Raw genomic sequence first — 11,710 nt, forward strand, 5'->3', positions numbered from 1 at the left:
TCGTCTATGAGCCGACCGGAGCTTACCATCGCGGGTTTGAGTGCCGGCTCGCCGAGGCCGGACTGCCACTGGTCAAGGTCAATCCGCGCCAGGCACGCCGCTTCGCGGAGGCGACCGGCAAGCTGGCCAAGACCGACCGATGCGACGCCGCCATGCTGGCGCGCATGGGGGCAGTGCTGGCGTTGACGGCGCGGTCGCCTCGCAGCGCCCTCCTCAATGAACTCAAGGATCTGCACATGGCCCGTGCGGCTCTGATCAAGGACCGCACCGCAGCCAGGAACAGAGCCAAGACCCTGACCCTTGCCCTGCTCAGGCGCCACAACGGCGAGCGGCTGAAGCAGATCCAACGTCAGCTCGCCGATATCGATCAGACGATCCTTACTCTCTTCAAAGCCGATCCCGACCTTGCCCAGCGCATCGACATCCTGACCAGCATACCCGGCGTCTCGCACGTCACCGCATTCGCGCTCATCATCGATATGCCGGAACTCGGAACCCTCGAGCCGCCAGAAGCCGCAAGCCTCGCCGGCCTCGCTCCGGTCGCCCGTCAATCGGGCAAATGGACCGGCCGCGCCTTCATTCGCGGCGGCCGGGCCAATGTTCGCCAGGCCCTCTACATGCCGGCCCTCGTCGCCATGCGCTTCAACCCCGACCTCAAGGCAAAATACCAGGCCCTAAAGGCGGCAGGAAAACCCTCCAAGGTCGCCATCACCGCATTGATGCGAAAGCTCATCATCCTCGCAAACGCTCTCCTCAAGGCGCAGCGAAAATGGGCCCCTCAAACCCCTTGATCAAAACGGATACTTTAAGTTCTTGTTTTGATGCATGTCGTTATCGCAAAACCGCTGCACACTTTTGCGCGACATGCACATTAGCTCCAGGCGATTTCGACAGGAGCGCTGATTGGCAACGTACCTTGGCCGCTTGCACCGGCTATCGTCCGCAGCGCTTGCCTGACGCCGGGCATCGAGAACGTGCCATGCACCTGTGCTGTAAAACAGGCGCTGAGCGCGAGGATCTGCAGGAATGTCGATGCCGTTTTCATTCGTTCAGCCAATAGTTCTCTGCCTGAGCGTTGGTCGCTTCAGCGCTGCGTTCGGTTGATGGAAATCTTTGACCCAAGGACGGGCGGACCGCTTCGTGTCCGACAGGCGGATGAATTTTTTCGGAAATCGCCGTTGGATGCCGCGATCGTGCAGGCCCGACTTTGCTGGGAAGGGTGACAGCGGCCGGCCGAGTTGCTATGCCCCGCCCGGACCATTTGCCGCGTGAGCACACTCAATGCCCGACCTGCTTTTAGAACTCCGTTCGGAAGAGATTCCTGCTCGTATGCAGAGAAAAGCTGCCGGCGACCTGAAGAAGCTGCTGACCGACGGTCTGGTCGAAGCCGGGCTGACTTATGAGGCGGCGCGCGAATATTGGACGCCGCGCCGGCTGGCGCTCGACATCCGCGGTCTGACCGCCCGCTCGAAGGACATAAACGAGGAGATCAAGGGCCCCTCGACCAAGGCGCCCGAGCAGGCGGTGCAAGGTTTTCTGCGCAAGGCCGGCCTTGCCTCGATTGCCGACGCGCATGTTCATTCCGATCCGAAGAAGGGCGACTTCTATGTCGCCCATATTGCCAGGCCGGGCCGGCCGGCCGAGCAGATCATCGCCGAGCTGGTGCCGGGCATCATCCGCAACTTTCCCTGGCCGAAATCGATGCGCTGGGGGCCGGCTTCGGCCAAGCCCGGCTCGTTGCGCTGGGTGCGGCCGCTGCAATCGATCCTGTGCACCTTCGGCCCCGAAACCGAGGAGCCGGTGGTGGTCGATTTCGAGATCGACGGCGTCCGCTCGGGCAATGTCACCTACGGCCACCGTTTTCATGCGCCGGGCGCCATCACGGTGCGCCGCTTCGACGATTATGTCGCCAAGCTTGAGGCGGCCAAGGTCGTGCTCGATGCCGACCGACGCAAGGAGATCATTCTTGCCGATGCCAGGAACCTCGCCTTCGCCAGCGGGCTCGACCTCGTCGAGGACGAGGGGCTGCTGGAGGAAGTGTCGGGCCTGGTCGAATGGCCGGTCGTGCTGATGGGCGAATTCGAGCAGGATTTTCTGACCATTCCGGCCGAGGTGATCAGGCTCACCATCCGCGCCAACCAGAAGTGTTTCGTGACGCGGCCGCACAGTACCGGCGAAGACCTCTCCAACCGCTTTATCCTGACCGCCAACATCGAGGCCAAGGACGGCGGCAAGGAGATCGCCCATGGCAACGGCAAGGTGGTACGCGCGCGCCTGTCCGACGCGCTCTATTTCTGGAAGACCGACCAGGGCGACCTGCCGGATCTCGACCAGCTGCAGGCATCGGCGCAAAAGTTCGGGCTCGATCTAACCAAACCGCTCGACCAGCGCATGGCCCGCCTCGACCATCTCGGCGTCACCTTCCACGCCAAGCTCGGCACGCAGGGCGAGCGGGTGGAGCGCATCAAGCGGCTGGCGGAAGAACTGGCGCCGGTCGTGGCGAGTTCAATCTCCCCCCTTGAGGGGGAGATGGCCGGCAGGCCAGGGGGGGTCGCTTCGCGTGAAGCGCCGGCATCCTCTGCCCAAAATAGGAAGCCGCGTCAGGACGTGCCGACCCCCTCTGTCGCCTTCGGCGACATCTCCCCCTCAAGGGGGGAGATTCCCGCGCTGGCGCGTCGCGCTGCCGTTCTGGCCAAGGCCGATCTCACCACCGAAGTCGTCGGCGAATTCCCGGAACTGCAAGGCGCCATGGGCCGCAAATACGCGCTGCTGCAGGGCGAGCATCCGTCGGTCGCCGCCGCGATCGAGGAGCATTATAAGCCGCAAGGCCCGTCCGATAACGTGCCGACCGATCCGGTTTCGATCGCAGTAGCGCTTGCCGACAAGCTGGATACGCTGGTTGGATTCTGGGCGATTGATGAAAAGCCGACGGGATCGAAGGACCCTTATGCGCTGCGGAGAGCGGCCCTGGGGGTAACGAGGATACTGATTGAGAACGGGATTAGGTTGTCCCTGAAATCTGTGGCCAATGTCGCGTCCGAAAATATTGCTGATCACATACGCGATCCCGAACTCGACCGACAGTTCGAAATTGCTGCGGAGCTAGAGCAGCAACTCGGGGGAGATTCGCTTACCGATCTCGTCATCGAACGCGATTCCGCAATCTCAAACAACACCTTTGAGCGTTCTGGAGAAAGGCAGCAGCAAGAGATCAACAACCTCCTGTCCTTCTTCCATGACCGCCTCAAAGTCTATCTCCGCGATCAGGGCGCCCGGCACGACCTGATCGACGCCGTACTCGCGGCAGGTTCGCGCCCAATCTCCCCCCTAGAGGGGGAGATGTCGGCGAAGCCGACAGAGGGGGGCGCTGTCCCGCCAGCCTCTCATTCTGTCGCGCCCCCCTCTGCCCTGCCGGGCATCTCCCCCTCTAGGGGGGAGAGTGGCCTATCGCAAAACGACGATCTCCTGCAGATCGTCCGCCGTGTCGAGGCGCTTGGCTCCTTCCTCGACACCGAGGACGGCAGGAACCTGCTTGCCGGCACCAAGCGCGCGGCCAACATTGTGGCTGCCGAAGAGAAGAAGGGGACGGCGATCGCAACCAGCGTTGAGCCGGCTCTGTTCCGGGAGAACGCCGAAAAAACCTTGTTCGCCGCGGTGAATCAGGCCGAGAGGCAAGCCGGCGAAGCAATTCAAAACGAAGACTTTTCCGCCGCCATGCTGGCGCTTAGCGTGTTGCGCGAGCCAGTTGATTCATTCTTTGAGAAAGTCCTGGTAAACGATGAGGACCAGGCGGTGCGCGCCAATCGCCTGGCATTGCTCGCCCGCATCCGCGCGGCGACGGACCGGGTCGCCGATTTCTCGAAAATAGCCGGCTGACATCCGCGAAAAAATCATCGCTTGTGCTTCAGGCCCTATTTGGGCTGGTCGGGAGCTGCTAGCGGCGCAGGCTGCGGCGCTGCCGGCTCAGGGGTTTTGCTGGCGACCTTTGGATCGGCCTTGCTGTTCGCGGCGGGCGCGGCAGCGGTGGCCGGCGCGGCTTTGGGCGCGGGCGTTGCAAAGGCATCGCCGACGATACCGCGGCGAATGATCATCGGGCTTCTGTCGAAGCCATGACTCGGCTGGCTCGGGATTGCCGCGACCTTTTCATCGGTGACGGTTTCATTAACGTCAGGCAAGTTCTCGCCGAGCGCGACGATCGACGGTGTTTTCGCCCGTTCGAGCGCGCCGGCACTTACCACCGACGGCGTTGCGGTCGGCTGCCCGACAAAAACCAGCGATGAAGCCTGCGCCGTGCCGGCCATAACCGCCAGACCAAGCGCGCCAACGATACGCATCGAAAACATGATAGTTCCCCTTGTCCAAGAAGACGGCACCATAGCCGAGGGCAATTGATGCCGGCTTGCGAGGAAACATAGCATTTTAGCGATTTGCGATTCGCCAACGCCTGGGCTTGCCCGCCCGGCGTCGCCGTATTAGGCACCCGCATCCGTGAGGTGACGACAGTGGCTGAAATTCGTGCCGTCGGCGAGGCGATGGAAAGGGCGTTGGCGCTGCTCGAGAGCGGCGATGTCGTCGCCATCCCGACCGAGACCGTCTACGGGCTGGCCGGCGACGCGACCAATGGCGTTGCCGTGGCCCGCATCTTCGAAGCCAAGGGCCGACCTCGCTTCAACCCGCTGATCGCCCATATAGCCGATCCGGCGATGGCCGGGCGCATCGCGCTGTTCGATCCGCTGTCGGAAAGATTGGCGCAGATATTCTGGCCGGGGCCGCTGACGCTGGTGCTGCCGCAACGGCCCGGCAACGGCATTCATCCGCTGGTCACCGCAGGGCTGGACACAATCGCGCTACGCATGCCGAAAGGCTTTGGCGGCGAGCTGATCGCCAGGTTCGGCCGCGCGCTTGCGGCGCCCAGCGCCAATTCGTCCGGCAGGATCAGCGCCACGACGGCGGAAGCCGTGGCCGCCGACCTCGGTCCCAGGATCAAGCTTGTGGTCGATGGTGGCGCGACGCCGGTCGGGCTGGAATCGACCATCGTCAAGGTCGAGAGTGGAAAGCTGCGGCTGCTGCGGCCGGGCGGCATTGCCGCCGAAGAGATCGAAACAGTGGCCGGGGTGAAGTTGCTGCGCGGCGCTTCGGCCATCGAGGCGCCCGGCATGCTCGCCTCGCACTATGCACCAGGTGCGGCGGTGCGGCTCAATGCTGCGGAGGTTGCACCGGGCGAAGCCTTGCTGGCCTTCGGCCGCAGCCGTGCCGAAGGCTGGCACGATGCAGCCGCACTGCGCAATCTGTCGGAGACCGGCGACCTGCGCGAGGCGGCAAGCAATCTCTTCGCTCATCTGCAGGATCTCGATCGCAGCGGCGCCAAAACCATCGCTGTCGAGCCGATCCCGTTCGACGGCTTGGGCGAGGCGATCAACGACAGGCTTTCGCGCGCCGCCGCCCCGCGTGACAAGATGGATTGGGCACCATAGTTTCCACCCATGAACGACATTTCCCCCGACCTCGACCCCGCTGTCGTCGCGCGCTTTGCGACAATCGTCGGCGACAAATATGCGCTGCGCGATCAGCAGGACATCGCGCCTTACCTCACCGAGCGGCGCGGACTTTGGCATGGCAGGACGGCTTTGGTGCTGAGGCCGGGGACCGTCGAGGAGGTCAGCCGCATCATGCGGCTGGCGACCGAAACCGGCACGCCCATCGTGCCGCAAAGCGGCAACACCGGGCTGGTCGGTGCCCAGGTGCCGGACGCTTCCGGCCGCGAGATCGTGCTGTCGCTGTCGCGGCTGAACCGCATCCGCGAGATCGATACGCTGTCAAACACGGTGACGGTCGAAACCGGCGTCATCCTGCAGACGCTGCAGGAAGCGGCCGATGCCGCCGACCGGCTGTTTCCGCTGTCGCTTGCCGCGCAAGGTTCCTGCCAGATCGGCGGCAATCTCTCCTCCAACGCCGGCGGCACCGGCGTGCTTGCCTACGGCAATGCGCGCGAACTGTGCCTCGGCGTCGAAGTGGTGCTGCCGACCGGCGAAGTGTTCGACGACCTGCGCAAGCTGAAAAAGGACAATACCGGTTACGATTTGAAGAACCTGTTCGTCGGCGCGGAAGGCACGCTCGGCATCATCACCGCCGCCGTGCTCAAGCTTTTCCCCAAGCCGAAGGGGCGCGAGGTGGCGTTTGCCGGCCTGTCATCGCCGGAGGCGGCACTGTCGCTGTTCAGCCTGGCGATGGATCGTGCCGGTGCAGCGCTCACCGCCTTCGAACTGATCGGCCAGAGGCCCTACGACTTTACGCTTGCCCACGCGCAAGGCGTGGTGCGGCCGCTGGCCGGCGATTGGCCGTGGTATGTGCTGATGCAGATCTCGTCGGGCCGTTCGGCCGACGATGCCAGGGCCCTGATCGAGGAGGTGCTGGAGGCAGGCCTCGAGCAAGGGATCGTCGGCGATGCGGTGATCGCGGCAAGCATGGCCCAGGGCGACGCGTTCTGGAATTTCCGCGAGGTGCTGCCCGAGGCGCAGAAATCGGAAGGTGCCTCGATCAAGCACGACATCTCGGTGCCGGTGGCGTCAATTCCGCCCTTCATCGAGAAGGCCGCCGGCGCCGTGCAGTCGGTCAGTCCCGGCGCACGGGTAGTCTGCTTCGGCCACATGGGCGACGGCAATCTGCACTACAACATCTCCCGGCCGGTCGACGGCGATGACGAGGCGTTTCTCGGCCTTTACCACGTCATGAACAAGGCCGTGCACGATGTCGTGCGCTCGTTTCATGGCTCCATCTCGGCCGAGCACGGCATCGGCCAGTTGAAGCGGGACGAATTGATCGCGACGGCACCGCCGATGACGATCGAGCTGATGCGCAGGGTGAAAGCCGCGTTCGACCCGGCCGGCATCATGAATCCCGGTAAGGTTATCTGATCCTTTCGCCGGCCTGCGCCGGTTCGCAATCCGATAACCATCCGCCCCGGATCAGCAAAATTTAACCGACTTTCTTAAGCGCGAGGATAAGAAGCTCGCGCTAATGTTTCTCCACAACGAGGCTGGGAAAACCGGCCCGGAGAACCGGAAACACCGGCTCTCAGGAGAAACAGGAAAGGCACGACATGAACACTGGACTGAAGCCAGTCTGGGCCGGCCGCAATATGCGTCTCGACCCATTCCGCCTGCCGCAGGTGGTGAGCTACGCCACGCGCGACGACTATGGCGACGTTACCTTCACCATCGACCAGCGCGGCGCGGTTATCCGCCGCACGCTGGAGATGAGCGGCGTGCCCGCGATCATCGCTCTGCCCGCCAACGCGTTTCGCGGCGTCGCCGCCCGCGCCATGGAGGATCCGGATGGCAATGTCACAGTGACGCTCGAGCTTCTGCACAACGACCCGATGCTGTCGGTGCCGCTGCTGGTCGCCGACGATCTCGACGATGTCGCCGCCGACTGGCGCGCCTGGGCCGACGCCTACCGGCTGCCGATGCTGCTGATCGAGGCCGACGGCATTGCCCGCACGCTGGAAGAATCGCTCGGCGCCGCCATCAAGGCGCTACCGGCGCAGGACCGCCGCAAGGGTCGCATTTCGACCATGCGCCGCCCGCGCTTCCTCGCCCGCCGCCGCGCCGGCGATCTCGGCCTCAGGCTGGTCATCGGCGGCGAGGAGCTTATTTCGCGGGAGTAGCTAAACCAGCGGCTTCAGCGTCACCCAGGCCGCGCCGCCGATCAGCCCGAGGAAGATCAGCCAGCCGACCTGGTTGTTCGATCTGAACAGCCTCAGGCACTGGTCCGGATTGTCGATGTCGAGCACGGCGATCTGCCGCGCCATATGCGCGCCGGCGGCGATCAGCCCGGCGAGCGCCGGCACCGGTGCCTGCGCCGAGGCAAAGGCAATGGCGAAGCAGACCAGCGCTCCGCCATAAAGCCCGGCCAGCCAGGTTTTGGTGTTATCGCCGAACAGGCGCGCCGTCGAGCGCACGCCGACGATGGCGTCGTCTTCCTTGTCCTGATGCGCATAGATCGTGTCGTAGCCGATCACCCACAGGATCGAGCCGATGTAGAGCATGATTGCCGGCCCATCGAGATCGCCGAACTCGACCGCCCATCCCATCAGCGCCCCCCAGGAAAAGGCAAGGCCGAGAACCAGTTGCGGCCAATTGGTATATCGCTTCATGAACGGATAGATGGCGACGATGACCAGCGAGCCGATGCCGAGCGAGATGGCAAAGCTGTTGAACTGCAAAAGAACGGCGAGGCCGACCAGTGCCTGCAGGACAACAAACATCCAGGCCTGTCGGCGCGTGACCTTGCCGGCCGGCAGCGGCCGCGAGCGCGTGCGTTCCACCTGGTTGTCGATGTCCTCGTCGACCAAATCATTGTAGGTGCAGCCGGCGCCACGCATGGCGAACGCACCGAGAAAAAACAGCAGCAGGTACCACGGCGACGGCAGCAGCGAGAGCAGCGGATCCGTCGGACGCGGATAGGCGCTCGCGGCAAGTGCAGCCGACCACCAGCATGGCCACAGCAGCAATTGCCAGCCGATCGGCCGGTCCCACCGGGCAAGCTGCGCATAGGGCCACAACCCCCGCGGCAGCGCGCGATAGACCCAGTGGCCGCTCGGCGCATCGGCGACGCGGCCTTGGGCCGCTTTCGACTGGACGGTTTCCATTTTGCTGAAGTGGCAGCAGAGACGAATGCCGTCAAGCGTCAAGCAGCCCCCGCCAGGGTCGCCACCCGCAATCGGCGCTTCGGCAGCCAAATGTCTTGACCCGTCGGGCGCGGCGCAATAGCGCAGTCCTGGTCTTGGAATGACGAGGAATCTGGGCATGCGTGTTTTACTGATCGGCTCCGGCGGACGAGAACATGCGCTGGCATGGAAGATGGCGGCGTCACCGCTGCTGACCAAACTCTATGCGGTGCCCGGCAATCCGGGGATCGGCCGCGAAGCCGAGCTGGTGAGGCTCGATATTGCGGATCACACGGCGGTGGCCCGGTTTTGCCGCGAGAATGAAATAGACCTCGTCGTGGTCGGGCCGGAAGGGCCGCTGGTCGCCGGCATTGCCGACGACCTGCGCGCCGAGGGCATCCGCGTCTTCGGCCCGTCAAAGGCGGCGGCACGGCTGGAAGGATCAAAGGGTTTCACCAAAGACCTCTGCGCCAAATACGGCATCCCGACCGCCGCCTATGGCCGCTTCGGCGATCTGGCTTCGGCCAGGGCGTATGTCGAGAAGACGGGTGCGCCGATCGTCATCAAGGCCGACGGCCTAGCTGCCGGCAAGGGCGTCACCGTCGCCATGACGCTTGACGAGGCGCGGACCGCGCTCGACGCCTGTTTTGATGGCTCCTTCGGCCAAGCCGGCACGGAAGTGGTGGTCGAGGAGTTTCTCGTCGGTGAAGAAGCAAGTTTCTTCTGCCTGTGCGACGGCACCACCGCGCTGCCCTTTGGCACGGCGCAGGACCATAAGCGCCTCAGTGACGGCGACACCGGCCCGAACACCGGCGGCATGGGCGCCTATTCGCCGGCGCCGGTGATGACGCCGGAGATGATCGACCGAACCATGCGCGAGATCGTCGAGCCGACCATGCGCGGCATGGCTGAAACAGGCGCTCCGTTTTCCGGCGTGCTGTTCGCCGGGCTGATGATTACTGACAAGGGGCCGAAGCTGATCGAATACAACACCCGCTTCGGCGACCCGGAATGCCAGGTGCTGATGATGCGGCTGAAGGACGATCTGCTCGTCCTGCTCAACGCCGCCGCTGACGGCCAACTGGCGCACACCTCGGTGCGCTGGCGCGACGACGCGGCGCTCACCGTGGTGATGGCGGCCAGGGGTTATCCCGGAGCGCCGGAAAAGGGCTCGGTCATCCGCGGCGTCGAGGCGGCGGCGGGCGAGGGCGTCGAGATATTTCATGCCGGCACCGCGATAAACGGCGGCGCACTCGTCGCCAATGGCGGTCGCGTGCTCAACATCACGGCGACCGGCCGCACCGTCGGCGAGGCGCAGAAGAAGGCTTACGCCGCGCTCGACAGGATCGACTGGCCGCAAGGCTTTTGCCGCCGTGATATTGGCTGGCTGGCACTGGCGCGCGAGCAGTCGAACTGACGCTTCAGGCGGCCTCCGGCCTCAGTGCAGGCCGCGGTAGAATTCGGTCGAGACGGTGCTGACCGCACCGGCGGCGGAGACAATTCCAGGGTCCGATGCCGCACGCTTTTCGTTTCGCATCCAGGCGACATATTCGGCAATCCCGCGGGGAAGGCTCGGCGCCGTCTTCGCAGCCGGCATTTGAAAGCCGCTGCTGAAGCTGGCCAAGCGCGCCCTGAATACCGCGACCAGTTGCTCGAGGCTCGGGGGTGCTGCCACGGTGGCGTAGGTCATGGCAGTGCCAGCCAGCCCCGCCTCGCGTGAGAGCGGCACCGGTATCAAGGCGAGATAATCCGGCTGCACGTCGATCAGGCCGCCGAACGGCCACTGCGCGCGCAATTCCGTCGCGTTCATCGGCGCGACGCTGACGTCGATATCGTTGGGTGTGCCCGCGACCCGGTAGGGACAGCGGAACCGGCCGCAATTTGCTCGCGCCGAAAACTGCCAGAGCGCATAGCCCTGCCAGTTGCCCATCGGAAAATGCAGGCCGATGTCTGGCTTGTAGCGCGCATACCACAGCGGCAGCCGGGACAGGAGCGGGTATTTATACTTGTTGTCGGCGATATGCCGGGCTGTCGTGCCGTTGGTGTAGAGCACCGGAAAGCGGCCAACCCGACGATGCACATGGCGCACGAATTCCTCGGCATCCTCGAGCGACATCCATTGGGTGGGGTCATCGTCCTCGATATCGAGGGCAAGCAGGTCATCCGGCCCGGGTTTCACGAAATTGATGAAATTATTGGCCTGTCCCACGGGGTTGCCGGGGCGGGCGAGATGATAGGCACCCCATTTCAGGCCCAGTGCCTTGGCCACCACCTTGCGCGTCTGGAACAGTTCCTGTGCCATCGCATGGCGTTTCCAAAGCGTCTTGCACAGCCGCAGCTCGGTCTCGTCGCCGAAACAGAAATAGGGTGGCGGCATTCCGTCCGATGCCTTGTTGATGAAGCCGACAAGACGCTTGTCGTCGGCTAGCCGGGTCCAGTCGATGGAATTGTATTCGTAGGCGTCGACGACCAGCGCCCGGTCCGCATCCTTCCAAGGTTCGGAGAAATCCGAGGCCTTTGCCGGCGTCAGCGCCAGCGTCATCGCGGCCGCGACAAGGAGGAGCGCTGAGCGGACAAGGGGGCGCGCCGGCGTTTTCAAACAGCAGATCCTTGCTGGCCAAAGCCAAATCCTGAACCGCCATGGTTAAGGAAATGCTCTCGATCGCGGCCCGGGGACGCCACGGCTCGGACAGCTTCTCCGTCGATGGTTTTGATGGTCGTCAATGTCGAGAGCGGGTTTGAAACGGGTCGGGCGCCGGCACTTGCGACAGCGTTCCCGCCGTCTCGCGCTTACGGTGATGGGCGAGCGAGCATTGCGGCGAGCACAATATGCCGCGATCAGACCAATAGGCTGCTCCGTTCTCCATCTTACCTTCATGATAGCAAAAACCGGCCGCCCGGTAGGGCAGGCCGCATTCGATGCAGCGATAGGCGTCAGGTCTGGCGAGCACGGACGGTCCGATCCGGTGTTCCTGATTCCGCCGGTCGAACTTATCCCGGCTTTTGCCGAATTTAGCCTGCGTCGCAGCAATTGGCAAAATC

General features: G+C 64.0%; 11 protein-coding genes. 6 read left to right on the top strand and 5 right to left on the bottom strand.

The genetic code is table 11. The features are described from left to right. A partial coding sequence (locus NKJ35_RS07135; protein WP_352645855.1) for a transposase occupies positions 1 to 791 on the top strand: 791 nt, incomplete at its 5' end. A gap of 80 nt (positions 792 to 871) precedes the next feature. Here the strand turns inward: NKJ35_RS07135 and NKJ35_RS07140 are convergent. Beyond that, positions 872 to 1,045: a hypothetical protein gene (locus NKJ35_RS07140; protein WP_023674088.1), complete on the bottom strand. Its 174-nt coding sequence runs from the start codon at positions 1,043 to 1,045 to the stop codon at positions 872 to 874. Positions 1,046 to 1,281: 236 nt separating this feature from the next. Here NKJ35_RS07140 and glyS point away from each other — a divergent pair, with 236 nt between their 5' ends. Further along, positions 1,282 to 3,876 carry a glycine--tRNA ligase subunit beta gene (gene glyS, locus NKJ35_RS07145; protein ID WP_352645857.1) on the top strand — a complete coding sequence of 865 codons (2,595 nt, stop codon included), beginning with the start codon at positions 1,282 to 1,284 and terminating at the stop codon, positions 3,874 to 3,876. A gap of 35 nt (positions 3,877 to 3,911) precedes the next feature. Here glyS and NKJ35_RS07150 read toward each other — a convergent pair whose 3' ends face one another. Continuing rightward, entirely contained in the window at positions 3,912 to 4,301 is a 390-nt protein-coding gene (locus NKJ35_RS07150; RefSeq protein ID WP_352645859.1) for a hypothetical protein, read from the bottom strand. A 201-nt stretch (positions 4,302 to 4,502) separates the two neighbouring features. Between NKJ35_RS07150 and NKJ35_RS07155 the strand changes: the two genes are divergently transcribed. From NKJ35_RS07155 to NKJ35_RS07165, 3 genes are all read left to right on the top strand, one after another. After that, positions 4,503 to 5,474 (top strand): L-threonylcarbamoyladenylate synthase, encoded by a 972-nt coding sequence (locus NKJ35_RS07155; protein ID WP_352645860.1) that lies wholly within the window; start codon positions 4,503 to 4,505, stop codon positions 5,472 to 5,474. Between the two features lie 9 nt (positions 5,475 to 5,483). Then, complete coding sequence (locus NKJ35_RS07160; protein ID WP_352645862.1) at positions 5,484 to 6,914, top strand: FAD-binding oxidoreductase; 1,431 nt, start codon at positions 5,484 to 5,486, stop codon at positions 6,912 to 6,914. 185 nt (positions 6,915 to 7,099) lie between these two features. Beyond that, positions 7,100 to 7,666, top strand: a complete 567-nt coding sequence (locus NKJ35_RS07165; RefSeq protein ID WP_352645864.1) for a DUF6101 family protein — start codon at positions 7,100 to 7,102, stop codon at positions 7,664 to 7,666. Here the strand turns inward: NKJ35_RS07165 and ubiA are convergent, their stop codons facing one another. After that, a complete protein-coding gene (gene ubiA / locus NKJ35_RS07170; protein ID WP_352646291.1) occupies positions 7,667 to 8,650 on the bottom strand; it encodes a 4-hydroxybenzoate octaprenyltransferase in 984 nt (327 codons plus the stop codon). Positions 8,651 to 8,807: 157 nt separating this feature from the next. On the opposite strand from ubiA, the gene purD reads away from it, so the two are divergent. Further along, the gene (gene purD, locus NKJ35_RS07175; protein ID WP_352645866.1) at positions 8,808 to 10,085 is read left to right on the top strand and encodes a phosphoribosylamine--glycine ligase; all 1,278 of its coding nucleotides are present in this window, start codon (positions 8,808 to 8,810) and stop codon (positions 10,083 to 10,085) included. Positions 10,086 to 10,106: 21 nt separating this feature from the next. Here the strand turns inward: purD and NKJ35_RS07180 are convergent, their stop codons facing one another. Continuing rightward, a complete protein-coding gene (locus NKJ35_RS07180; RefSeq protein WP_502894245.1) occupies positions 10,107 to 11,267 on the bottom strand; it encodes a glycoside hydrolase family 25 protein in 1,161 nt (386 codons plus the stop codon). A 121-nt stretch (positions 11,268 to 11,388) separates the two neighbouring features. Beyond that, positions 11,389 to 11,619 carry a hypothetical protein gene (locus NKJ35_RS07185; RefSeq protein WP_254818419.1) on the bottom strand — a complete coding sequence of 77 codons (231 nt, stop codon included), beginning with the start codon at positions 11,617 to 11,619 and terminating at the stop codon, positions 11,389 to 11,391. Positions 11,620 to 11,710: the final 91 nt, after the last annotated feature.

This window comes from Mesorhizobium sp. M0136, from assembly GCF_040322515.1.
In the GTDB taxonomy this organism is placed as follows: domain Bacteria; phylum Pseudomonadota; class Alphaproteobacteria; order Rhizobiales; family Rhizobiaceae; genus Mesorhizobium.